We start from the raw sequence: 23,717 nt of genomic DNA on the forward strand, positions 1-23,717 counted from the left end.
CGGCCAGGTCGCGGTGCGTCCGGCGGTCGCGGCGGCGGTACGGCGGGGCGTGGAGCGGCTGGCCGCGCTCGGCGCGTACGTCGAGGAGACCGACCCCGACTTGACGGACCCGGTGGACGCCTTCCACACCCTGTGGTTCAGCGGAGCGGCCCGGGTGACCCAGAAACTCGCCCCGCAGCAACGGGAGTTGCTCGACCCGGGACTACGGGAGATCTGCGCCGCCGGGGCGCGCCTCTCCGCGCTGGACTACCTGGCGGCGGTGGACGTCCGCGCGGAACTCGGCCGCCGGATGGGCCTGTTCCACGAGCGCTACGACCTCCTTGTCACGCCGACCCTCCCGATCACCGCGTTCGAGGCGGGAGTTGAGGTCCCGAAGGGTTCCGGGTACCGCCGCTGGACGGGCTGGACCCCGTTCACGTACCCCTTCAACATGACCCAACAGCCCGCCGCCACCGTCCCGGTGGGGCACGACGGCGACGGGCTGCCGATCGGGATGCAGATCGTGGGGGCGCGACACCGGGACGATCTGGTGCTGCGGGCGGCGCACGCGTTGTACGGCGCCGGGGACACGTCCCCCGGACTCAGGCCCGCCGGAAGCTGAGCGTCACGCCCGTCGAAAGCTGAGCGTCTCCCCCGCAGCCCCCGACCGCCACAGGTCGTTGCAGGCCTCCGCCATCTCTGTCAGTCCCTCGGTCACCTCGCCCCAGACGATGCCCGGCACCCAGCCCACGTCGCCGTTGAGGAGGAGGTTGTTGCGTTCGTAGAACAGGGCCAGGTCGACGACCGTCGTGCCGGCGCGGACCTCGCGGTCGTAGCCGTAGGCCTTCGTGCCGAGTTCCGTGCCGGCGAAGGCGAAATAGCAGAGGTCGCCCGGTATGGGGGTGACCGTGGGATTTTCCAGCGGGGGTTCCGTCTCTGCGAATGGCGGGAAAAGGGCGTAGATCTCGTTGCGGGCGTACTTGGCGTGGTAGACGTCGCCGGCCAGCGGGAGTGCGTTCCAGATGGCCGCGCAGGTCAGCGGGGCGCGTTCTACCAGCAGTTTTGCCCGGCAGTGGACGTTCCGCTTTGCGAGTGAAACCTCGATGAAGTGATCCGTCATGTCTTCCAGGGTGCATAACCCCGATGCGGTCGGGTAGCTGCGCGCCCATGGCTCCACCACATGGGAACGACAGACACACATCCGGTCACACGCCGGGTCACACCCGCCGGGCGCTGCTCGCCGGGGTGGCGGCGGCCGGTGCGCTGGGCGCGGCCGGCTGCAGCCGTGTGGCCACCGCGTCGACCACGAGCGGCGGTGAACTGCTCGACCGGCTGAAGGCGCAGGGCGTCGTACGGCTGGGGATAGCGGGTGAGATCCCGTTCGGGTACATCGACAGGGACGGTCAACTCACCGGTGAGGCACCGAAGTTGGCGGAAGCGATCTTCAAGCGGCTCGGCGTCGACAAGGTGCAGCCCGTGCCCACCGAGTTCGGCTCACTCATACCCGGCCTGAACTCGCAGCAGTTCGACGTCGTGGCCGCCGGGATGTACGTGACCCCGGAACGCTGTGAGCAGGTCATCTTCGCCGACCCGGACTACCAGGTGCTCGACTCGTTCGTCGTCCGCAAGGGCAACCCGAAGGGGCTGCACGACTACAAGGACGTCGTCGCGAAAAAGGCGAAGTTCGCCACCGGTACCGGGTACGCCCAGATCCAGCACGCCGTCGACGCCGGGTACAAGCAGAGCGACATCCTGATCGTGCCGGACCAGGTCGCCGGGCTGAACGCCGTAGAGGCAGGGCGTGTTGACGTCTTCGCCGGTACGGCGCTCACCACCCGCGCCGTCGTGAAGAAGTCCGCCAAGGCCGAGTCGACCACGCCCTTCGCGCCGCTCGTCGACGGGAAACCGCGGGTCGACGGGGGCGCCTTCGCGTTCCGGCCGACCGAGACGAAACTGCGCGACGCCTTCAACGCCGAGCTGCACAAGCTCAAGAAGAGCGGGGAGTTGTTCCGGATCCTGCGGCCCTTCGGGTTCAGCAAGGCCGAGATGACGAACCTCACCGCGAAGGAGCTCTGCGGCGGATGACCTCAGGCCTCTGGGAACTCGTCCTCAAGGGAGTCTGGACCACCGTCCAACTCCTCGTCCTCAGCGCGCTGTTGGCGACCGCCGTGTCGTTCGTCGTCGGCGTCGCCCGCACCCACCGGCTGTGGATCGTCCGCTTCCTCGCCGGTCTCTACACCGAGGTGTTCCGCGGCACCTCCGCGCTCGTCATGATCTTCTGGGTGTTCTTCGTGCTGCCGGTCGCCTTCGGCTGGCAACTCGTCCCGCTGTGGGCGGGCACCCTCGCGCTCGGCCTGACCTACGGCGCGTACGGCACCGAGATCGTGCGCGGCGCGCTGAACGCGGTCGACCCGGCCCAGCAGGAGGGCGGTGTCGCGCTGAGCTTCACGCCCTGGCAGCGGATGCGGCTGATCCTGCTGCCGCAGGCGGTGCCGGAGATGATCCCCTCCTTCTGCAACCTGCTGATCGAACTGCTCAAGGGCACCGCCCTGGTGTCGGTCATGGGCATGGGCGATCTGACCTTCAGCGCCAACCTGGTGCGGCTCGCGCTGCAGCAGAGCGCGGAGATCTACACGTACATCCTGCTCATCTACTTCGTGATCGCCTTCACGCTCACCCGGCTGATGCGCGGACTGGAGAAGAGGCTGAAGGCCGGGATCGGCAAGGGGCCCGCGAGCACCGAGTCCAAGCGGGCCCGGACCGTGGGTGTCGGAGGTGGGGTCTCGTGAAGTGGGACTGGAACGCCGTGAGCGACTTCATGCCGTACTTCTGGGACGGCCTGAAAGTCACCCTGCAGATCCTGCTCCTCGGGTCGCTGATCTCGTTCGCCCTGGGGCTGGTGTGGGCGCTGCTGATGCGGTCCCCAACTCGCTGGGTGCGCTGGCCAGTTGGGGTCGTCACCGAGTTCGTGCGGGACACCCCGCTGCTGGTGCAACTGTTCTTCCTGTTCTACGTGTTGCCCGAGTGGGGGCTGACCTTCTCCGCGCTGACCACCGGTGTCTTCGCGATCGGGCTGCACTACTCGACGTACACGATGCAGGTCTACCGCGCCGGAATCGAGGCCGTGCCCGTCGGCCAGTGGGAGGCGGCGACCGCGCTGAACCTGCCGGTGCGCAGGACCTGGACGGCCGTGATCCTGCCGCAGGCAATCCGCCGGGTCGTCCCGGCGCTGGGCAACTACGTGATCGCGATGCTCAAGGACACCCCGATCCTGATGGTGATCACCGTGCTCGAACTGATGGGCCAGGCCCGGCTCTTCTCGCAGGAGCACTACCAGTTCACCGAGCCCGTCACCGTGATCGGCGTGGCCTTCGTCCTCATCTCCTACCCCGCCTCCCTGCTGATCCGAGCCCTGGAGCGACGCCTTGTCCGCTGACACACCCCTCATGAACGATCCCGACGCCAACGCCAACCCCCCGGTGGACGGCAGCGAGTTGATCCGCCTGGACCACGTCACCAAGCGCTTCGGGTCCAACACCGTCCTCGACGACCTCGACTTCTCCGTCGAGTCCGGCAAGCACGTCACCCTGATCGGCCCCTCCGGGTCCGGCAAGACCACGATCCTGCGACTGCTGATGACCCTGACCGAGCCCGACGAGGGCACGATCACCGTCGACGGGGAACAGCTCTTCCCCGCACCCGAGAAGCGGGTCCGCGAGATCCGCAAGAAGATCGGGATGGTGTTCCAGCAGTTCAACCTGTTCCCGAACATGACCGTGCTGCGCAACATCACCGAGGCACCGGTCACCGTCCTGGGCATGCCCAAGGACGAAGCGGAGGCACGCGCCCTGGAGTTGCTCGACCTGGTCGGCCTCGCCGACAAGGCCGGCGCCCGCCCGACCCAGCTCTCCGGCGGCCAGCAGCAGCGGGTCGCGATCGCGCGGGCGCTGGCGATGCGACCACAGGTGCTGTTGCTCGACGAGGTGACCTCCGCGCTGGACCCGGAGCTGGTCGCGGGCGTGCTCGACGTGCTGCGGGACATCGCCCGCACCACCGACATCACCATGCTCTGTGTGACCCACGAGATGAATTTCGCCCGGGACATCTCGGACCAGGTCCTGATGTTCGACGCGGGCAAGGTCATCGAATCGGGCCCGCCGGAGCGGATCTTCGGCGATCCGGAACACCGGCGGACCCAGGAATTTCTCGGCGCGATTCTTTGACGTTCGTTCAACTACGCCAAGTGAACAACCGAACACCCAAGGTCTACGCCACGTGGCATGTCGATGGCATATGCCAAAGGTCCCGCGCCCCAGTTGGGAGGGCATGAGGAGGGACACAATCTCGCCAACAGCCGCTCCACATCGGCCGTTTGACAGCTATCGTGGAGGGGATTCGCTGTCCGGTATCACGGCCCAAAAAGCGAGCGCAGGGAGAAACACCGTGGCGCTGATGCACGAGCCGACCGCTCCCTACCACTCGGTACAGGAAGCACTGCGCATCCTTGAGACCGTCGCGGGACACACCACCGGTGTCACGGACACCGAACTGGCCCGCCGCACCGGCCTCGGCGTCGAGCGCCTGACCATACTGCTTCGGACACTGCGCCGCGAGGGCTACGTCGAGCAACTCACCGACGGCGCCTACGTCACCGGTGAGGCCCTGGGCCGGCTCGGCTCCGCGGCCGGCCGCGACCAGGCGGTGCGCGAGCAGATCCAGCGGACCCTGGACCGGCTGCGCGACTCCCTGGGCGCGGCGGTCTACGTCAGCCGGTACGTCGACGGGGAGGTCACGATCACCCAGTACGCGGCCGGGCCCACCACCCCGGCGGTCAACGAGTGGGTCGACTTCCGCTTCTCCGCGCACGCCACCGCGCTCGGCAAGAGCCTGCTGGGCCAGCTCGACCACAACGGCCGCCGCGATCATCTCTCCCGGCACAAGATGGCCCGGCTCACCTCGCGCACCATCACCAGCGACAAGCTGCTGCTCTCCCGCCTGGAGACCCAGCCGCCGACCGTCCCCCACCTCGACCTCCAGGAGTACGCGGTGGGCACGGTCTGCGCGGCCGTCCCGATCACGGCCGGTTCCTCGGTGGGCTGCCTGGCCGTGTCCCTCCCGGTCGAACACGCCCACCGCCTCCGCCAGGCAGCGGACACCCTGAACCGCGAAGCGGGCCCGGTCCTTCTTTCCCTCGCCATCTAGGGCCCTCCCTGGCCAGCTGACGGCAGGCGCGACGCTGGTCCGGAGCACCCCTCCGGACCAGGTAGTATTTTCTCGTCGCCCTCCGCGAGACTCAGATCCAGCGGAAGGCGTGAGTCATGCGCCGCTAGCTCAGTTGGTTAGAGCAGCTGACTCTTAATCAGCGGGTCCGGGGTTCGAGTCCCTGGCGGCGCACAGTTTGCGAACCAAGGGCATCCTTTTTCGGAAGGGTGCCCTTGGTCGTTTTCGGGGGCGGACGCTAAGACCTGTCCCGCAACTGCCGGTCGGGGCGAAACGGTGTATCCGCACGGCAGGTCTATCAGTTGGCGGCGATGTCCAGGAGTTGTTGGTGGAGTCCGGGGCGGGCGAACAGTGCGGCTCCGGTGTCGGTCCGGTGCTGGCCGGTGAGGTCGCTGAAGGTACCGCCGGCTTCTTGCACGATGGGGATCAGCGGGGCGATGTCCCAGGGGCCGGCTCCCAGGAGGAGGAAGGCGTCCAGCTGACCGGTCACGACCAGGAGCGCGCCGTGGCAGGTGCCCGACCCGGTGGACGGTTTGCGGGGCGCTGGCGCGATGGGGACCGCTGCACTCCAGTCGAGCGACGGTCGGACCTGCGAGACGCCCCGGGCCAGCCTCGCGGCCACGGTGCGTTCCTGGTGGTTCAGTCTGGATGGGGGTGGCCAGATGCCGACCGCCGCGTCCCTGGCACTTCTGCCTTCGGACAGGGCCAACCGGTGCACCGGAGCGGCCGAGTTGGACGGGCATGGCCCCTCCCAGGAGCCCGAGTCCGGGCTGGCCCACCACCGGTGGCCAAGGGCAGGGGCGGAGACCATGCCCAGGGTGATGCGGCCGTCCTCCTCGACCGCGATCAGGGTGCTCCACTCCGGTTCGCCGGCGAGGAAGCTCGCTGTACCGTCGATGGCGTCGATGATCCAGCGCCGTCTGCCGTGCCCCTGGGCGCCGAACTCCTCACCGATGAACGCGTCGTCGGGATGCTCCTGGCGGATCAGGGAGCGAAGGACGATTTCGATCTCCTCGTCGGCGTCAGTGACGGGGCTCCCGTCGCTCTTGGTCCGGGATTCGATGGCCGTGGCTGAGAAGTGGCGTCGGGCGATGGCATCCGCCTCGTCGGCGAGGCGGTGCGCCAGTTCCAGGTCTGCCAGATCCGTCACGAGGCTGCCCTTCCCACCGTGGTTCGCCGTTGAGGCTCCGGATGGAGCGTCCAGGCGCGATGCCATTGTCCACACGTGGCTGCTGCTATCACGGCGTCGGAGCCGTCCTGGATTTCCCCGTTCACCGGACCGAACCCGCACTGCTTTGCCAAGTTGGTGACCGCGCTACGCCGTGAGGGCGCCGACGGGGCCGGACGGGCCGACCGGGGAGCCTGCCGCTGGACGACCGAGTCCTGCTGGTCACGGCCTACTGGCGTACGAACTTGACACTGCGCCAGCTCCCCCCGTTGTTCGGCATCTCAAAGTCCGCCGCGGACCGCACAGTCGACCACCTCGGTCCGCTGCTCGCACTCCAGCCCCGGAAGCGATTCCGTAAGGACACCGTGCTCATCGTGGACAGCACCCTGGTGCCCACCCGCGACTACATGGTGGCCGAGCAGTCCAAGAACTATCGGTACTCCACCGACCATCAAGCCGTCGTCGACGCCGACACCCGCCTGGTCGTGATGGTCGGCCGACCACTGCCGGGCAACCGCAACGACTGCAAGGCGTGGGCGGAATCCGGCGCGAAGGCCGCCGTCGGCCAGACGACCACCATCGCCGATGGCGGGTATCCCGGCACGGGGCTGGTGATGCCGCACCGCCGACGCAAAGGCGAGGAGCTCCCTGCCTGGAAAGAGGAACACAACCGCTCACACAAACAAGTCCGGGCCCGCGTCGAGCACGTCTTCGCCGCATGAAGACCTGGAAGATCCTCCGAGACTGCCGCCTCAAGGGCGAAGGCGTCCATCACGCCATGCTCGGAATCGCACGACTGCACAACCTCGCCCTCGGCGGATAGAGAGGCGGACCGCCTACAGCTGACCGCGCCCACCACCCTCAAGATCAGTTACGGGACAGCCCTTAGGCTCAGCCGGGGCAGTCGCATTACCGCCAACAACCGGTCGAGTTGCCCCTTCATCACCTCCAGTCCTCCGAAGTTCGTACAGAGCGCCTGCCCGCCGAGCACGACGTCGAAGATCCGGTTGCCTCGGTACAGGTACTGCTGTCGTTCCAGTCGCTTGGCGGTGGCGGCTTCCGCGTCGTCGGGGATCTCGTAGTAGTCCACAACCTGCCGGAAGGTCTCCGCCGCGTACTCCGCCGTCTGGAGCCTTCCCCACACCAGCGTCGGGTGCCAGATGCGGAAGACCTTGGTCTTGGCGTAGACCGACAAGGCCTTCTTCTGCCGCTGCTTGGCGCCGGCCTGGAACTGCCGGCGCCACTCCAGCCACAGCTCATCGATGTGCCGCACCGTGGCGATCAGGTCGGCGAGGTGCTCTTGCCTGTCGGTCTTCATGCACCAGGTACGGATGTCGTCTTCGCTGGGGTTCTGCTTGCCGTTCTCCAGCCGGGAGACCTTGGACTCCGCCCACCCGGTGGCCACGGCGAATGCCCGGCCGCTCGCGAACCCCGCATCCTTGCGGAATCCACGTAGCCGGGCACCCTGTGCCTCTCGTGCTTCTTGTGCTTGGTTGCTCACTGATGGGTCAGGGCTTGTACTCGGCGTCCGGAATGGCGTCGACCCAGAGCAGGTCGCGCACACGGATGCAGGCGGCCACCGTGTCAGGGTCCTCGACGATCTCTGACCCCAGGACGCGCCCCTCGGGATCGAAGTGGCCGACCGCAAGGAAACGATCGTCGTACAGCCACCAGTCGTTGCCGTCCAGGGGGAGGGCGACGGCCTCGGGCAACCGGTGTCGCGGTAGCCATCGGATGTCCTCGCCGGCCTCGATGTTGAGGTGGGTCAGCGAGTGTTCCCATCCGATGTACTCGGAGTGCGGCTCCGATATCACCCGGACACGTCGTACCGTCTTGCCCTCACCCGTGACGCGCTTCATCAGCGTCATCCACGGATCGAGCCACGCGTAGTCGTCGGGCTCGCCCCGCTGCCACCTGGCGTACGGCGTGTCTTCGACGGGAGATCCGTAGTCGTCCCGCAGCTCCAGGTGGAAGGCGTCACGCTCGAAGCTGCGGAACAGCTCGTCACGCTGTGCTGGGGTGATCAGGTCCACTGTTCTCCTCCAGCAGGGCCATGATCGAGGACTTGGGAACCTCGATGCAGGTCTCATAGTCCGGCATGCGCATCTGGCTCAGGGCTTCAGGGTCGCGCATTTCCGGGCCTTGGAGTACGCATGTTCCCTGTTGCGTGACAAGCATGATCGGGGCGGTGGCTGGCGCCATCGGACCCATGGAGATTCGGCCCGATGCGATCGGCACTCCTCAGATGCCGCCGTCGATCGTCGAGATGCGGCAGGATCCCCCCTCGTTCAACAGAGACGCTGCACCATGCAAGCCTCGCCAGCGACCAACCAACTGTCGTCACCGCCTGAAGCTCAGCACGGACGGTAAGTGCTGACAGTCCGAACAGGGCCCTAGCAGCAGCGTGCCGCCGCAGGCTAGCCTCGGTAGATGATGCCGTCGGCGATTCTTAGCCTGATGTCACCCGTTGTTGCTGTAGTCATCGCGGTCTGGGGATTCCGCAGGGCAAACAAGGCAGACAAACTCCGAGCGTTCTTCGAGATCCAAAGTCGCTATCTGGCCACCGAGGTTAGAGCTGGCCGACGAGCCCTTCATCAGAAGGTAGCGGGTCGACCGCCGGAGGAGATTTCAGACTTGGACAAGTCGGACCTCGACAGTGTTGGCTACGCACTAGCCGTCATGAACTCCGTAGCCATCGCATGCGCAGGTGGATATGTGGAGTATGACCTGGTGAAGAACAGCATGGGACGCTCGTTCGTTACCGCGATGGCCGCAGCGCGACCTTACATCGACAGGGTCGAAGGAATCCGCGGATATCGCCCTTATCCGGCCGCCGAGCGCTTGGCGGAGCGGCTGACCCTAACCGTTGGGGTATCGCTCGCGTCTTCGCCTGGAGCGACACAATCCCGCGCGCACACTGCCGAGCCGGGGGAAGACCGTGGCATCACTAACACCTAAAGCCCAGCTTCGCTTGGGCGTTATTCAGCTTGACCGCATTCCGTTTGCTAGGACCAGACAATATGGACTCTGGGTCCCGGCCGAACCTCTTATTGACCCCGCCACACTTTCCACCTCCAGCCCCTCCATCCCAAAGGAATCGGTCGAACACATTTTCGCCAGCAAGTATCCGGAAGATTATCAGGCTGTCGCTGGAATCGCGAGCGACGCCGCGTTGAGGGGATTAAGCGAAGTACTTGAATCCATTGCCAGGCTAGAGGTGGACGTCGCAGTTTTCCCTGAATATATCCTACCTGTCGAGTGTCTTCCGATCCTCAAACATTACTCACGCAGTCGCGTGATCGTAGCGGGTATGCAGCATGTTAGGAGCATGAGGCAGGCAGAAAAGCTTGCAGCCGAGGACAACGATTGGGATCCGAATCATCTGATCGACAGGAACGTCTCTGTTCTGGTCGACCATCAGACTGTGCACTTGGTCACCAAGAAGTTCCCGGCTCAGAGCGAAGTGATTGCGGAGGGAACCGGTCCCAGAGTGTTCGAAGTTAAACTCAGGGGCAGGACGGTAAGAATTGGCGTTGCAGTCTGCATGGATCATCTGAGAGCCGAAGAGAACGTGCGAGTGCTGAACGCCGAGATACTTTGCATTCCAGCCTACACCAGAACCGTGACGGACTTCATTCCGGCAGCGCCTCGTGATCACGTGCGTCTATTGGCGAACTGTGCGACTCACGGAGGTTCGACAATTATCTGCCCCGGTCTACCAAGCCCCTTGGTCGATCTTAAAGGAGTCAAGCCACTGCCACCGGCCTGCGAGGGGATGGTGATTGTCGACTACGGCGGATACCCGTCGCGGCCGGCGCAACTCAACACTCCCAGGAACAGACTATTCCTCCGGGCTGAAATCTTTGAAAAAAATCCGTACAATCAGGCGAGCATCATCGCCGTCACGGAATTGACGGAAATGATGGACTCCGGACTTCCCGCACAACACCTGCGCCAACGAATCAGTCATCTGATTGAGGGAATACCGCAGGGGCGACCGCTTCACGACGCCCTCGAAGTGTACGAGCGAAACATCAGCCAGGACGCCATCGACGTCGATATAGCTAATATGGTCCGACAGCTCATCACTGTCACGGAGGGCAACCGTTCCGGAACCGTCAGATTGAACCAGGCGAAGCTCGTCGAGAAATTACTCCACAAGCTATCAAAAGAAAGCGCAGATGCGCGTGTAGGTGCGGCGATCGACGAATACGGAGAACTGGCAATGCGCCTATCTAAACACTCCGTTACGACAGACTCGCCACCCGAACCTGCCGTGGACTCAAGCGAGGATAACACCATGCCCAATACGCCGAACAATGTCGTGAAGATACACGGTCACCGTAGAACGAAGGACAGCGCAAAGCCAAGGCAAGGTGCCACCGATGCAGCGGCACGGATGCTAGAAAGCCTGATTGGCAGGTCTAAAGTACTTAGTGGGCGGGTTGAGTCTATCGCCGGGATGGCAACGCAGGATGAAATTCTTTTGTGCCTCTTTTCGGCGCAGAATGATGTTGTACAGCTTGAGGTAGGACTGGATCAACTCAGCCTCATCACGAAAGACCGATGCGATTTCCTTTGGCACAACACGAGAGGGGAAGTGGAACATCATCTTGATCTCGTACGTAATGATCTAACTGCAGGCATGAAGGTCAGACATCGGTCGGGATCGTCTTTGTTACGAGCGGCCTCAGGATTGGAGAGTGCTCTGATCAAGTTGCGCAAGCTTGTTCCCTGATGGGGGCGACGCCAGCGCACTGGCTGGTTCGCTCAATAAACTCTACCAAGACCTGGAGCAAGCATACGAAACGATCGTGGATCGTACGGCAACGTATGAAGGAATCGAGCGGATCAGAATTTCTTGCAACGAGACACACAAGGCTCTGAGCCGCACCCATCGCAGCTTGCCACAAAATAAACAAACCGTCGCCATCCGTAAGAGTCTCTTTCTGGCAATCGAGAAATTGAAACGCACCAGGGAAGCCATGGGCCGGCTGATGGAGGTGCTGGAGATCCGCAAGAATGAGCCACGTAGGAGATTGCCTGCAGACTTCGAGAGGAGACATGGCACCCTTGAGACTGAGATCGAAATTCTACTACCCTTTCTACCTCAGCTCTCAGCCGCCCTCAACGATGCAGCCGGGAATTATGGCTATGTACATCGGCGTGCTGAGGTGTCCCTGAGAATAAGCGCCGACGAATCTGGGGAAACTGATAGCGCGACAGGATAGTTTCGAGATTAGCCTGGGAAGTGGTCACAGGTTAGGAGCTTCCGGCGACTGTCATCCATCGCCGTGACGGGCAGCACTGTATTGGTCGCCGGTGCCACAGCATTCGCCACCACGGTTGCGGGCACATGTCGCGGCAGAAATTCGTCCTCCCTCCCCCATCAAATGGGGCTCTTCCAGCCCGTACCGGTTCCGCATCATGTCAGCCTTGGCGGCAAAGTATGCCCCGGCGATGGTGAAGCTCGCCCCTCCAGGCTATTAGACCCTTCACGGCCCAGCTGGAAAGAGAAAATTTCTATGGTTCACTTTCAGTCCCGACGGCGTCAGCTACGAAATCGACCTCAATCCTGAAAGCCACCAACTACTGCTGGACGCCCTGGCGCCCTTCCTCAAGGTCGGCCTGGCGCAGGGTGCGCAGCGGGTCGGTAGTGCGGTCGGCGAGCAGGTCGATGTTGGCTGCCGTGTAGGCGTGGGCGGTGCCGACGGAGATGCCGAGGCCGGCTGCGAGTCGGGCGAGGGTGTCGTGCCGGCGCAGGTACACCGGGCAGACCAGCGCACGCTGGTGCGGCGGGGGCGTGCAGCGGTGGTCAGCCTCGCGGGTGACGATGAGCATCGTGACCCACTCGACCAAGGCATGGGGCAGGTCGAGTGCCGCAGAACACGGAACCAACGCGGCTCCTGTGCCTGTGGGTTGAGACTTCGAACACCTCCCCCAACGGCACGGGAGCCTCGTGCGCTGCGCACACCTCCAGCGTCACCCGATCCGCGGCCACTCTGAAACAGCTGATTCACTCACGACCACTGAAGAATCGAGGGTAACCAGACCCTACGAGTTCAACCTGAGTAAGGACCTTTGTCGCCAACCCTGCGTGCAGTCTCGCTTAGCGCACCTTCCCAGCGCGCTTGTACCCTTGAGAGTCGAGCAACGCGCAAACTGTCGACCTGCTGGCACTCATCCTCCTCGTGACCGGTCCAGAAAGCGCGCGAATCTTCGTCATCAACCTCCGGAAATTCAGGCAGGCTCTCGATTCGCGGGTAGGAATTCACGAGACCTCCTTGCGAACAAGGTTAATAATTTGATTGCATGTACCATCCGCGGCTAGGCGTTTTTCTCGCCGGTTGACATCCTTGGCATTGCCAGCCTTCACGAACCCACGAAGTTGTTCACGCGGACTCTTGACTGCCTCCACCACATTGCCGCTACCGACCATGCCCATCCCAGCCATTGCGACCTGGACCTGCTCGCTGCGCTTCCACCTGTGATACCCACTTTGTGAGTCAAGCCTCGATACCAGTATCACGGCGATGAGCGAGAGAACCGCACTCAGACCAGACATGACCGGCGCAATCCAGTTCATTCGGATCCGAACCTCTCATCGTCCGGCCCCTCGCTAGTTTCACCCTGCTGATTATCCAGCGTTTCTTCAGAGGTATCTAGGACAGGGTCATCCACGAGGAAGGGGGGAGAGGTCAGCGCATCCTCCCCGCTTGGCATCGATTTATCGTCTGTTTCAGCAGGTGGCTCGTCCCAGCTCCGTTCGAACCAATCGTCTATGGAGCTCTTAGACTCGTCGCCCGGTTCTTGCCGTGGCGATTGCGGCTGCTCGGGTTCAGAGGATCGGTCGATCGCAGGGATCACGACTTCCTCACTGAGGCGTTGCAGGTGCTCAGTCGCCTGCGTTTGCGCAACTGCCTCCGCGACGGTACCTGGTCGCTCACTCGACGCACTCAGGTCCACGGTGAACGGCTCCAGTCGTTCACCGTTCACGGTCAACTGGACCAGTGCCCTGTGCTTGCCGATCCGCGACAGTTCGTCCGCGGTCACACCGACCTCGGTGGCCAAGCGTTCCGCATCGCGCCGCCCGACACCCTGGATGATCATATTGCCGACATTGCCTAGGATAACTTGTGAGATGTCATCGTTGCGCCGGCCTTCGTGCGGCGAGAAGTCAGACAGTTGACTTAACGTTTGGTTGGCGACTGTGATGCCGAGGTTAAACTTGCGCGCTTCAGCGATCAACGTCGCGAAAGATGTGCCGACGAAGGTCTGGAATTCATCGACTATAAGACGGGCAGGTGTTTCCATGCCGATGAACGCCCCGCTCATGGCGTAGCGCAGTATCCGCTCAACGACAAGAGATCCGAGGAATCTACTTGCCGTCTGTCCGAGTGTCGTGGCGGGAACCTTTACCAGTACCGCTGCGTTATTACGAACGGCGTTCATCAGATTTACGCTCGGCTTGCCGAGCGTGGCCCTCGCGAGCCCACCGGGCCGACGGAACTCGCCGAACTTCGAAATAAACCACTGCTCCACCTCGGCCCGTTCGCCATCTCGGACACGATTATGCAAGTGCCAGCGCCTCACGAGGTCCGTCGCGCCACGACCCTTCAGCTTCGATACCATCGCGTCACGGTAAGGCTGGTCTTCAATCAGGCGGAGCACGTCCCCAATGTAAGCCCAATCCCCGACGACCTCGTCAGCCAAGGTGACCAGCGTTTCAAGGCAAAGTCGGAGTAGGTCGGAGAAGCGTGGCCCTGCCCACTCGAAGTACAGGGAGTTGAGCGTAAGCTCGATGTATTGCTCAATGTTCGCAAATACATCAGCCGCGTCCTTGGCGTCCAGGTACAGCGGGTTCAGGCTTGGTACTTGATCGCTTGTGAAATCTAGGGCGACCAGAGTGTCACGATGCGTCGAATGTCTAATCGCATAGTCATAAAGGTCACCATGAGGGTCAACAACAATGACCGGTCCGCTGCCACCCAGGTCGTGGCGGACAATGTTCTTCAGGGTGTTTGTCTTGCCGACGCCAGTCCGGCCGATTACATACGTATGCAGCAGCCGACTAGCGTCCGGGATGCGTACGTCCATCTGCTCGTCTACGTAGGGACGGGCCACGGTTGCCTTGCCGAGTACCGCCCCCTCGCCGATGACTGTCAACTCGGTGACTGGCCTGAAGAGAGTCTGCTGGGACGAGAGCCCGCGCCCCTCAATGAGCCCGTGCGGCGGGTGCAGGATGCGGTGCGCCACTTCAACTGGGTACACAACGGCACGTGCGGCATCGGAATCGGCTCCGTTGACCTCCATCGAGGCCCAGTCGCTGCTGCCGAACAACGCGGTTCCGACGAGGCTGCACAGCGCGTCATTGCGTTCGGGGGTCGTAAGGATCACTCGGATCCCGAGCTTTGCTGAACCTGGCTGCTGCGCCATGAACCAGCCGGTCGCCTCGCGGTCCAGAGCGGAATTAGTATCTCCCGCTCCACTCTGAGGTCCCACGAATAGGCCGGCCACGCCCAGCCCATCGCCCGGCGAGTACGACGATTTCGAAACCGACTGATCATCGTAGCCTTCGCCCGCTTCCTCCTCGATACGAATGCCGCTGATCTCCAGCGTGCAGTCACCATCGGTTGCACGCAGCACGTCGACGAGGAAGCCGAGATCACCTCGTACCTTGGGCGGTACCCCAGGCTTAGGAACTATCTCCCGGCTGTACCCTGAGGCAACCTGATGGGTTGCTCCGTAGGTCTGCCAGCCCCGGCGCAGTACTGAGCGGGCAATTCGCTGGAGCGACGTGAAGTATGCCTCGCTTTCCTTTCCCGCAGGGCCGAAGAAGTCCACGAAGAACCGTGGGAGCACATTGCCACTTGCCGGGTCCAGCACTGTATTCAGACGGTAGACCACCCGGGCACCTCGGGGTGCAGAACGAGCGAACATCACGAGAAGGTCCTGCTGATCAGAAAGGGTGGCGAGGGCCAGCTTGTCAGTGAACTTGCCCAGGCCAATTGAAAAGTAATGGCGGACCTCGTCGCCGACCGCATCACTGGTATTGGATTCTGTTTGTGAACTATCATCCCCGCGAGCTAGGCCATATTTTTCGAGGGCATTGACCAGCGTCTTATAGGCATCAATGTCGCCCGAGCTGCTACCCATCGAGAACCTGACCTGCTTGATCACGGCAGAGAGGGAATCTTTCCGATGGGCGTCAGTAGACTGTGTCTCGTGGGCAATTAAATGGCGTGTGAGCTGCTCTGCTGTGTCCATTGTCAGCACGTCGTCCGCAGCAGCTCGCCGGTAGAGTTCCAGGGCGTCGCTCACGAGCGCCAGGCGCGGCCATCCCCGCGCGTAACCAAGCCAGCGTGGCAACTGCTCGTCCAACAGGTCCGCTGACGATGTATTACTCTGCGACAACTCCTCGAATGCACGGACTACATCGATCGCCGACTTACCGTCGGAACCCGAGACCATCGCACTGCGCAGAGCAACGACGTTCTCTCCCTTGAGCAGCGGAACTGGCTTCTCTGGGGCACCAAACCACTTGACTGAGATGATCCCCTCGGCTCCAGCCGGGATCGGACGGGGTGTGCCACGATCTACGAATCGCCCCCTGCAGCCTGCCGCGTAAATGGTCGAACCGCCATAAGAGGCATGGTTAGCAAAGATCCGGGGAAAATCCCTAGGTGCCTCAGGTGTGAATATTGTGACATTCTTGCTGTATGCGGGAATTGCCACCAGGTCCGGAACTGGTTCCATCCCACCAAGACTGTGGCCAGCCACCAGATAGTCTTTGCAGATTGCCACCCCGAGGTTAAAATCCACGCCGCCCGCGTGTACCTTGACGACTTGAATTCCGGAACCGCGCTCCATCTCCTCGCCGTCTGCCGGGTGATGCTTCGCGATCAGGTGACACTCAGTCCCACTGAACACAGCGGCCACATTCGATCCTTGCGAGACCTCGTCAGCGCTGTACTTCTTCAGGGCTTCGACACCCTTCGACCGCGGCACGCCTAGCCCCGCCACGATGGTTATTTTGGGGGCGAAGCCGGCCAAGATCTGTAATGTGGAAGGGTCAGCGATAAAGGCATACTCGGGAAAGACGCATAGATCGACAGAGTTTTTCTCAAGGAAGGCCAGGATCTGCTCAAGGCGGCGATTCTGGAAGCTAATGAGGCTGGACTCGACCTGCTTCCGCACCAACTTGAAGCTGGGGAACCCGTCGGCAAGCCTGGCGAGTGACAGGGTCTCGTCGAACGACGCCTGCCCCCAAGCCAACGGCTCGGCGGGCGTCCACAGACCAGGTCCCTGAATGACCGCACCCGGGACGAAATCAATCTGCACGGAAGCTACGTGAATCAATGCCCCTCCCTTACGCGGATGCTAGCACCGCGACGGCATGATCGGGAATGGAGGGCCGCAAGGCGGCAACCGTATCGCCGTAAAAAGATCGACGCCGATCTCCCCAACATAGCCTCGGTTGAGAACCTCATTGAAATTTTTCAGTTGCCCGCCGGATTAGGCAATGGCCAAAGCTTCGGCGTAGTCGTGTGACATCCGGTTTGTGATCATGCGAAGCCGAGGAGGGCCAGCGAGTGTCGCGAGTCGGACTCGGCGGCGCCCCAGTCAGGGCCGCAACGAACCGGATGAATACTCCCCTTGGCAAGCCCTTCTGGCGTTCCCACAGGTCAAGTCAGCACGAGGCAGTGAGCTGTTTCAGAGTGGCCACGGATCGGGTGACGCTGGAAGTGTGCGCAGCGCACGAGGCTCCCGTGCCGTTGGGGGAGGTGTTCGAAGTCTCAACCCACAGGCACAGGAGCCGCGTTGGTTCCGTGTTCTGCGGCACTCGACCTGCCCCATGCCTTGGTCGAGTGGGTCACGATGCTCATCGTCACCCGCGAGGCTGACCACCGCTGCACGCCCCCGCCGCACCAGCGTGCGCTGGTCTGCCCGGTGTACCTGCGCCGGCACGACACCCTCGCCCGACTCGCGGCCGGCCTCGGCATCTCCGTCGGCACCGCCCACGCCTACACGGCAGCCAACATCGACCTGCTCGCCGACCGCACTACCGACCCGCTGCGCGCCCTGCGCCAGGCCGACCCTAACTACGTCCTCCTCGACGGCACCCTGGCGGAATGCGCACCCCTTGCGGGGTGTAGCTCTTGTGGAACCGACGGCCAATCCCCGTCTTGATCCTCGACAGCGTCCACCGCTGATCCGGCCAGCCGTGTGCAACCGGCCCCTTGTCCCAGGTCCGCCGCCACCGCTGCACCGACCGGACACCGACCCGTAACTCCTCATAGGAGACGGCGTACCGCCAGGATCAAGCTCTGTCAGCAGCTACGACAACCCGAGTTCAAGCTCAGTAATCAGAGGGTCCGGGGTTCGAGTCCCTGGCGGCGCACAGTTTGCGAACCAAGGGCATCCTTTTCGGAAGGGTGCCCTTGGTCTTTTTCACCGGAAGACAAAGATGATCACGATTGATCAATTGATCATAAAATAAATAGATACCACGCTTTGCGCTGAACCCCCTGAAACCATCATGCGGTACCAGTAAGCATCACGAAGGGGAGCGCACCGAGTGAAGACCTGTGAAACAGAGCGGTCCGTGGTACCCCAATTCTCGCGGCCCCGATGGATCGCTGCGGCGCTGGGTGCCGCAGTCGTGACCGCGCTGGCCGGCGGTCTGCTGGCCGGCAGTTCCCAAGAAGACTCCGTGAAAGCGACCAGTCCCGTCACGGCCCGGCAAATCGCGGTGAACCCGCAAGGACTGACCTCTGGCGAGGCGTCGGAGTGGGAACAGCTGACGGCAACTCCGGAGAGCCGGACGCGACTCATTACCGAAATTCAGGAAGCCTTCGCCGGCGTGGCCACGGTCCGCACCGATGCACCGGAACAGAACGCCAGGACCGCCGTCTCCGCGACGTCCACCAACAAGGGGCACGTCGTCCAAGCACTGTCGACGGGTGTAACCGGAGACCACTTCTGGATTATCGCGTCCTATGGAGACATCGCCCGGGGAACGATCGCAGGCGCCGTCCGGGCCTGTTCCACCAGGGTTCCGGCCTGGCTCTGCAAGAACGCGGGAAACCTGCTGACGTCTTGGAGCCGGGGCTGGGGAGCCGCGGCAAACCATGGAATCTGGGCCGCCGTCTATTGGAGGCCCGCACACGTCACCGGTGGCCGGTGGTAAGTCCCCGCTGGGGGCGCTGAAGTCTTTTCCGAACCGGCGGCCTTGACACGAGTTGGACAGACCTGCACAACGACGAAGCTCCTGGTGGACGGGTTTTCAACCAAGATCACCCGTGTCCGCCAGGAGTTTCGTGTGCCTGCGCCCAAAAGTCGGCAGAAGCATTGCTGCGACTTGTCCTCCACTAGGAAATCGTCGCCGGTCCGAGGCGGCGGCGACGTGCTCGCTGTCGGCAGGTCGCTCCGCAGTAGCGGGCCGGGCGGCCGGTGGACCGGGCCTTGAGCCGGGCCCCGCACTCCTCGCACCGGGGCGCCGCGTGTAGCGTGCCGGGCACGTCACGAAACACCCGCTCTTCCGTGACAGACGCGGGACTCCGCAGGCTCTCCAGCGCCAGCCGCACCATGCGGGTGCCGCCGTTCCGGTCGCGGTGCGCCGCCCACATCGCGGCGCAGCCGACGGTGAGCGCGGCGACATCGTCCGCGCTGACGTCGGCACGGACCCCGCCCGCCTTCTGGGCCGCGTGCAGCAGCTCGTCGAGTGCCTGGCGGAAGCGTCGCGCCGACGCGACCAGGCCGGGGCGCGGCCAGCTCGTCTCCGCGGTCAGGGCGTCGCACGCGTGCTTGCGCCCGTGGGAGGTCTCGACGACCTTCAGCAGGAATCCGAAGAACGCCGCGACAGGGTCGGTACGGGCCGCCCACCGTCGAGCGGCGTCCACATGGTCGTCGATCTGCTGGACGAGCACGGCCTCCAGCAGGAACTCCTTGCTGGGAAAGTGCCGGTACACGGTGCCCGCGCCGACCCCCGCCTGCCGTGCGATCGCGCCGAGCGAGATGTCGAGACCCTGCTCGTCGAACGCCCGAGAGGCGGCGGCGAGCACCTTCACCCGGTTGCGGCGGGCATCAACCCGGCCGACTTCCTTGGGAGTTGCCGTCATGTCACGTAATCCCTTGTCCGCCGGACTCAACCGGGTGCAGCATTCCACATCGACCCCGGGCCCGAGCCACCATGCCCACCGACCATCCCGGGGCGGAGGACGACATGACCACTGACCGCTTGGTCGTCGTGACCGGTGCGACCGGCCGACAGGGCGGCGCCACCGCACGCCGGCTCCTGGCATCCGGCAGACCGGTGCGCGCACTCGTGCGGGACACGGCGGCTCCCGCCGCCAAGGCACTCGAAACCGCCGGGGCCGAACTCGTCCGCGGCGACTTCGACGACCCGTCGAGTCTGCCCACGGCACTGGAGGGGGCGGCGGCACTGTTCGCCGTACCGCCCGCGGTGTTCGGACCGGCCGGTGCCGACGTGGAACGGGAGTTCGCCCGGGGCCGGGCACTGACCGATGCCGCGGTCGCCGCGGGGATCGAGCACGTCGTCTTCACGGGCGTCGCGTCCACACCGGGACGCCCGGGTGGCTCCGAGGGGAAGAAACGCGTCGAGGACCATCTGCGGGAGCGGATCCGGTCGGTGACCGTGCTGCGCCCGGTGCGGTTCATGTCGAACTATCTCGGATCGACACCCATGGGATTCGACGGCATCGTCCACGGCGTGCACCGGCATGTCTTCCCGCCGGACGAACCCGCCCAGATCATCGCGGTGGAGGACATCGCCGAATTCGCCGCGCAGGCCTTCGACCAGCCGGACCGCTTCGCGGGGCGAACCCTGGAGCTGGCCGGGGACGCCCCCACTCCGGCCGAGGCGGTCGCCGCCATCAGCGAGGCCACCGGTGCCTCGGTGCGCTACGAGCAACTCACCCACGCCGAAGCCGCCGCACTCCACCCCGAGGTGGCCCAGGTCCGGGAGCGCTGGGCAGCCGGATCGCGCTGGCACGCCGACATCGAGGCGCTGCGCATCATCCACCCCGGACTGCGTACGCTCGCGGACTGGCTCGCCGAATCCGGCACCGCCCTGCTGCGGAAGCGACTCCTCCAAACCGCCTGGTGACCTCACATGCCTCTCGTTCCGACGACGCGCCCTTCGGCCTCCTCCGGAGTCAGCCGTCGATAAGCCGCCTCCCCCGGTGGCCGCCACCACACCGGATCAGGGCATACGACCCCCTCCCGCCGCAGCCCCGCCCGGTGGATCTTGTTGGTGGCCGTGACCGGCATCCGCCGCACCACCCGTACGAACCGGGGTGCCATCTTCGTCCCCAAGTCCGGCTGGGCCAGCAGGAATTCGGCGAAGGCGAGTGGGTCGAAGTGCCCGGCGACGGTCGCCATGACCTGGTCGCCGGTCACCGGGTCCGGTACCGCGTACACCGCCACGGCGTCGGCGCCCTCGTAGCGGGCGAGGATGTTCTCGATCATCGCGGCGGCCAGGTTCTCGCTGTCGACGCGGAGGCGGTCGTCGGTGCGGCCGGCGAAGTAGAGGTAGCCGTCGGTGTCCCGGTAGAAGAGGTCGCCGGTCCAGTACCAGCCCTCGCGGCGCCGTTCCGCGTCCGCCTCCGGGTTGCGCCAGTAGCCCTCGAAGGGGTTGGGCGCGCGGTTCACCAACTCCCCTATCGCCACATCCCCGTTGAGCAGTCGACCGACCGAATCGAAGGCCGCGGGCGGGCACTCCGTCCGTGTCTCCGGATCGAGTACGGCGAGCCCGGGCGCCGCCCGTCCGACCGCCCCGGACGGTGTCCCCGGCGACCACTGCACCGCCGCCCCGCCCTCCGAGGACCCGTACCCCTCCACCAGCCGCACCCCGAATCGCCGCTCGAACGCCGCCGCGTCCACCGCCCCCGCCTCCGTTCCGAAGCCCATCCGCAGCGGGTTGTCCCGGTCGTCGGGGCGTTCCTCTGCGGCCAGGATGTACTGCACGGCACGGCCGACATAGGTGAAGTACGTGGCCCCGTAAGCCCGTACGTCGTCCAGGAACCGTGACGCCGAGAACCGTCGACGCAGCGCCACCCCGGCCCCGGCCGCCAGCGCCGGTGCCCAGTCGGCGATCACCGCGTTGCCGTGGAACATCGGCATGCAGATGTAGTGCACGTCGTCCGGGAGGACCCCGAAACTGTCGACCAGGGAGCTTCCGGCGGCGGCCAGGCGGCCCTGGGTGCAGATCGCGGCCTTCGGGGCGCCGGTGGAACCGGAGGTGAAGTAGAGCAGGATGCGGTCGTCGGGGGTGGCGCGGGAGAAGGTGTCCGGTTTCGTGTCCGTGTACGGCGCGAGGAGGTCGTCGTAGGCCTGAGTGTCCGTCACCAGGAGGTGTACGCCGGGGAGTTCGAGGCCGTCGAGGAGCGGTAGGTGGGTGCGTTCGGTGACGAGGACCCGGCATTCGGTGTGCAGGATGTCGCGGGCCAGCTCGGGGCCTCGGCGGGTGGGGTTGATGCCGGCGACGGCCGCTCCCGCGAGGGCCGCCGCGCTCAACCACAGGGGATATTCAGGGGTGTTGTCGAGCAGCACGCCGACGTGGGGTGCGGCGCCGGGTGGCAGGAGGTCGGTGAGGAGTGCCGCTCTGGCCGCGGCGCCGGCCGCCACCTCGTGGTGGGTGAGCACCAGTTCCTCGCACCACAGCCCGGGGCGGTGGTCGTCCCACCGTGCCTGTACGAGTTCCGCGACGGTGCGCCTCCTGGACTCCATGGGGGCGCACGGTAGTTGACGTACCGTCAGATGTGGAGGCTAGAAGCCCATGAAGTCGAACATCTCGTGGGCCACGACCATGAAGACGACGCAGAAGGCGACGATCACGCCGAAGAACACCAGCACGCAGCCCGTCTCGGCCGCGAGCTTCCCGCGGGCCGGGGCGTGGGCGGTGGCCCGCTCGGGGTGTTCGGCCGCGTAGTGCACGGTGACGATGTCGCCCTCCAGGGTCGTACCCGGCCCGTTCCGCTCCTCGAACCGGACCGTACGGCCCTCGCGCGTCGTGAATTCGTAGACGTGGTGCAGTGTCGTCGACACCATGGTGTCCCCGCCGCCGCTGGTCGTCGTGTACGTCCGCAGACAGCGGGCCTCGGCCGTGAGCCCGCTGCTCCAGGCGCTGCCGACCTGCCGTGAGCGGCGGATCACGACGATCGCGCCGAACACCACGAGGGCGATGATGAGCAGTGGCGCGATGTAGAACAGGGCTTCCATGGTGTCCCCCGAGGTCAGGCAGGTACTGCTGGTGTGGGGAACCTACCCCCGGGGGATGCCGGACTGTCTCAAGCGAAGCTCAGAACCTCACGCTCAGAACGTGACGTCATCGCAGGAGTAGAACGCGTTGGTCGTGTCGGCGATCGTCCACACCGCGACGATCACGTGGTGACCGGAGAGGCCGGACGGGAGGGTGCCGGTGTGGGAGATGGTGGACGACGAGGGGCGCTGACCGTTGTAGGGGACGGTGAGGAACGGGGTGGTGTTGAGGTCCGAGCGGGCCAGGTTGTGGTTCTGGTTCCAACCCGCCTTGGTGACGTAGTACTTGAAGTCCGTCGTCGCGTGTATCGCCGTGAACTGCCAGCGGAACGTGTACGACTGACCACCCGTCACCTTCGTCGTCGGCCAGGCGGCGCCGGACGGGGCCTTCGGTGCGCTGAGTTGGCTGAAGCGGCTGATCCCGCCGTTGCAGATCTGGCCGTCGGCGGGGCCGGCCGCCGGGAAGCCCTTGGGGCCCTCGACGCTCTGCGGCTCGTACTGGATGTCACCGCAGTTTGTCACCGTGCCGTTGGCGCAGAGCTTCTGCCTGCTGATGGGGAGGTCGGTGTAGCCGTGGCTGCTCGCGGCCCCGGACGAGAGCACGATGGCCCCGACCGTGGTGAGTCCGAGCACGCCCGCGTACCACTTGGTCTTTTTGCGCATGCTGCCGCTCCTGGAGAACGTGTGGGGAGTTCCGTGAGCCGTGCAGGTCTAGACCAAGTCCCAGATTATTGCCCCTACTTGACTGTGTCCATACCAATCGCGCCGCTTATCAAGGCGCCGATTCCCCCCGCCCCGAACAGAACGCCACCGTCAAGTCCTTGACCAGCGCCTTGCGTTCGTAGTCGTCCAGTTCCACCAGGCCGCGCATGGTCAGCCGGGTGACGGTGTCCTCCACGGAGTCGACCACCGACGTGAGCATCGTCGCCCGCTGCTGCGCGTCCAGCGTGGCGATACGGCGGCGGGTCATCGCCGCGGCCACCTCCGGGGCGTACTCGACGCGCAGCGGCTGCACCGAGAACACCTCGATGCCGACCGGCGCCGCGTCCACCGCGACCAGCCGCGTCAG

23 protein-coding genes, 1 tRNA gene and 3 pseudogenes are annotated in these 23,717 nt (G+C 64.6%); 14 read left to right on the forward strand and 13 right to left on the reverse strand.

Annotated features, from left to right (window positions below):
* On the forward strand, positions 1-601 hold a 601-nt coding region (locus R6V09_RS15435), incomplete at its 5' end, for an amidase family protein (RefSeq protein WP_317881975.1).
* 3 nt (positions 602-604) lie between these two features.
* Here the strand turns inward: R6V09_RS15435 and R6V09_RS15440 are convergent.
* Positions 605-1,099 carry a DUF3830 family protein gene (locus R6V09_RS15440; protein ID WP_317881976.1) on the reverse strand — a complete coding sequence of 165 codons (495 nt, stop codon included), beginning with the start codon at positions 1,097-1,099 and terminating at the stop codon, positions 605-607.
* A 47-nt stretch (positions 1,100-1,146) separates the two neighbouring features.
* On the opposite strand from R6V09_RS15440, the gene ehuB reads away from it, so the two are divergent.
* From ehuB to R6V09_RS15470, 6 genes are all read left to right on the forward strand, one after another.
* A complete protein-coding gene (gene ehuB, locus R6V09_RS15445) occupies positions 1,147-2,064 on the forward strand; it encodes an ectoine/hydroxyectoine ABC transporter substrate-binding protein EhuB (protein WP_317881977.1) in 918 nt (305 codons plus the stop codon).
* Entirely contained in the window at positions 2,061-2,768 is a 708-nt protein-coding gene (gene ehuC, locus R6V09_RS15450; RefSeq protein ID WP_317881978.1) for an ectoine/hydroxyectoine ABC transporter permease subunit EhuC, read from the forward strand. The genes ehuB and ehuC overlap by 4 nt, the downstream gene beginning before the upstream one ends.
* Positions 2,765-3,415: an ectoine/hydroxyectoine ABC transporter permease subunit EhuD gene (gene ehuD, locus R6V09_RS15455; protein ID WP_317881979.1), complete on the forward strand. Its 651-nt coding sequence runs from the start codon at positions 2,765-2,767 to the stop codon at positions 3,413-3,415. The genes ehuC and ehuD overlap by 4 nt, the downstream gene beginning before the upstream one ends.
* 10 nt (positions 3,416-3,425) lie before the next feature.
* A complete protein-coding gene (gene ehuA / locus R6V09_RS15460) occupies positions 3,426-4,202 on the forward strand; it encodes an ectoine/hydroxyectoine ABC transporter ATP-binding protein EhuA (RefSeq protein WP_317881980.1) in 777 nt (258 codons plus the stop codon).
* A 220-nt stretch (positions 4,203-4,422) separates the two neighbouring features.
* A complete protein-coding gene (locus R6V09_RS15465) occupies positions 4,423-5,181 on the forward strand; it encodes an IclR family transcriptional regulator (protein WP_317881981.1) in 759 nt (252 codons plus the stop codon).
* 118 nt (positions 5,182-5,299) lie between these two features.
* Positions 5,300-5,373 (forward strand) — tRNA-Lys (locus R6V09_RS15470).
* Positions 5,374-5,497: 124 nt separating this feature from the next.
* Here the strand turns inward: R6V09_RS15470 and R6V09_RS15475 are convergent.
* Positions 5,498-6,349 carry an inositol monophosphatase family protein gene (locus R6V09_RS15475; protein WP_317881982.1) on the reverse strand — a complete coding sequence of 284 codons (852 nt, stop codon included), beginning with the start codon at positions 6,347-6,349 and terminating at the stop codon, positions 5,498-5,500.
* Between the two features lie 75 nt (positions 6,350-6,424).
* On the opposite strand from R6V09_RS15475, the pseudogene R6V09_RS15480 reads away from it, so the two are divergent.
* Positions 6,425-7,190, forward strand: a pseudogene (locus tag R6V09_RS15480) (transposase).
* Between the two features lie 48 nt (positions 7,191-7,238).
* Here the strand turns inward: R6V09_RS15480 and R6V09_RS15485 are convergent.
* Genes R6V09_RS15485 through R6V09_RS15495 form a run of 3 tightly spaced genes read right to left on the reverse strand, consistent with a single transcriptional unit; the run spans position 7,239 to position 8,500 of the window.
* Positions 7,239-7,931, reverse strand: a complete 693-nt coding sequence (locus R6V09_RS15485; RefSeq protein ID WP_317881983.1) for a Scr1 family TA system antitoxin-like transcriptional regulator — start codon at positions 7,929-7,931, stop codon at positions 7,239-7,241.
* Positions 7,876-8,400: a DUF6879 family protein gene (locus R6V09_RS15490; protein ID WP_317881984.1), complete on the reverse strand. Its 525-nt coding sequence runs from the start codon at positions 8,398-8,400 to the stop codon at positions 7,876-7,878. The genes R6V09_RS15485 and R6V09_RS15490 overlap by 56 nt, the downstream gene beginning before the upstream one ends.
* Positions 8,372-8,500, reverse strand: coding sequence for a hypothetical protein (locus R6V09_RS15495; protein ID WP_317881985.1), 129 nt, complete (start codon positions 8,498-8,500; stop codon positions 8,372-8,374). Before R6V09_RS15495 ends, R6V09_RS15490 begins: the two co-directional genes overlap by 29 nt.
* Before the next feature lie 324 nt (positions 8,501-8,824).
* On the opposite strand from R6V09_RS15495, the gene R6V09_RS54610 reads away from it, so the two are divergent.
* From R6V09_RS54610 to R6V09_RS15505, 3 genes are all read left to right on the forward strand, one after another.
* Positions 8,825-9,325 carry a DUF4760 domain-containing protein gene (locus R6V09_RS54610; protein ID WP_442810061.1) on the forward strand — a complete coding sequence of 167 codons (501 nt, stop codon included), beginning with the start codon at positions 8,825-8,827 and terminating at the stop codon, positions 9,323-9,325.
* On the forward strand, positions 9,306-11,105 hold the full coding sequence (locus tag R6V09_RS15500) for a hypothetical protein (RefSeq protein WP_317881986.1): 1,800 nt from the start codon (positions 9,306-9,308) through the stop codon (positions 11,103-11,105). Before R6V09_RS54610 ends, R6V09_RS15500 begins: the two co-directional genes overlap by 20 nt.
* A 76-nt stretch (positions 11,106-11,181) precedes the next feature.
* A complete protein-coding gene (locus R6V09_RS15505) occupies positions 11,182-11,598 on the forward strand; it encodes a hypothetical protein (protein WP_317881987.1) in 417 nt (138 codons plus the stop codon).
* 385 nt (positions 11,599-11,983) lie between these two features.
* Here R6V09_RS15505 and R6V09_RS15510 read toward each other — a convergent pair.
* The 3 genes and pseudogenes from R6V09_RS15510 to R6V09_RS15520 form a co-directional block, all read right to left on the reverse strand.
* Positions 11,984-12,265, reverse strand: a pseudogene (locus R6V09_RS15510) (helix-turn-helix domain-containing protein); the annotation flags it as partial.
* A gap of 373 nt (positions 12,266-12,638) precedes the next feature.
* Positions 12,639-12,953 (reverse strand): hypothetical protein, encoded by a 315-nt coding sequence (locus tag R6V09_RS15515; protein WP_317881988.1) that lies wholly within the window; start codon positions 12,951-12,953, stop codon positions 12,639-12,641.
* Positions 12,950-16,708, reverse strand: coding sequence for a helicase HerA domain-containing protein (locus R6V09_RS15520; protein WP_317881989.1), 3,759 nt, complete (start codon positions 16,706-16,708; stop codon positions 12,950-12,952). Before R6V09_RS15520 ends, R6V09_RS15515 begins: the two co-directional genes overlap by 4 nt.
* Positions 16,709-17,188: 480 nt before the next feature.
* On the opposite strand from R6V09_RS15520, the pseudogene R6V09_RS15525 reads away from it, so the two are divergent.
* Positions 17,189-17,503 (forward strand): annotated as a pseudogene (locus R6V09_RS15525) (helix-turn-helix domain-containing protein); the annotation flags it as partial.
* 526 nt (positions 17,504-18,029) lie between these two features.
* Positions 18,030-18,557, forward strand: coding sequence for a hypothetical protein (locus R6V09_RS15535; RefSeq protein ID WP_317881990.1), 528 nt, complete (start codon positions 18,030-18,032; stop codon positions 18,555-18,557).
* Between the two features lie 181 nt (positions 18,558-18,738).
* Here R6V09_RS15535 and R6V09_RS15540 read toward each other — a convergent pair whose 3' ends face one another.
* Complete coding sequence (locus R6V09_RS15540) at positions 18,739-19,488, reverse strand: TetR/AcrR family transcriptional regulator (RefSeq protein ID WP_317881991.1); 750 nt, start codon at positions 19,486-19,488, stop codon at positions 18,739-18,741.
* Between the two features lie 104 nt (positions 19,489-19,592).
* Here R6V09_RS15540 and R6V09_RS15545 point away from each other — a divergent pair, with 104 nt between their 5' ends.
* On the forward strand, positions 19,593-20,495 hold the full coding sequence (locus R6V09_RS15545; protein ID WP_317881992.1) for an NmrA/HSCARG family protein: 903 nt from the start codon (positions 19,593-19,595) through the stop codon (positions 20,493-20,495).
* Positions 20,496-20,497: 2 nt separating this feature from the next.
* Here the strand turns inward: R6V09_RS15545 and R6V09_RS15550 are convergent, their stop codons facing one another.
* The 4 genes from R6V09_RS15550 to R6V09_RS15565 all read right to left on the reverse strand — a co-directional run.
* The gene (locus R6V09_RS15550; RefSeq protein WP_317881993.1) at positions 20,498-22,117 is read right to left on the reverse strand and encodes a long-chain-fatty-acid--CoA ligase; all 1,620 of its coding nucleotides are present in this window, start codon (positions 22,115-22,117) and stop codon (positions 20,498-20,500) included.
* A gap of 39 nt (positions 22,118-22,156) precedes the next feature.
* Entirely contained in the window at positions 22,157-22,609 is a 453-nt protein-coding gene (locus R6V09_RS15555) for a DUF3592 domain-containing protein (protein WP_317881994.1), read from the reverse strand.
* 93 nt (positions 22,610-22,702) lie between these two features.
* A complete protein-coding gene (locus tag R6V09_RS15560; RefSeq protein ID WP_317881995.1) occupies positions 22,703-23,311 on the reverse strand; it encodes a lytic polysaccharide monooxygenase auxiliary activity family 9 protein in 609 nt (202 codons plus the stop codon).
* A 109-nt stretch (positions 23,312-23,420) separates the two neighbouring features.
* The coding region (locus tag R6V09_RS15565) for an SPFH domain-containing protein (protein ID WP_327095584.1) at positions 23,421-23,717 on the reverse strand (297 nt) is incomplete at its 5' end.

The organism is Streptomyces sp. W16, assembly GCF_033194735.1.
Taxonomy (GTDB): domain Bacteria; phylum Actinomycetota; class Actinomycetes; order Streptomycetales; family Streptomycetaceae; genus Streptomyces.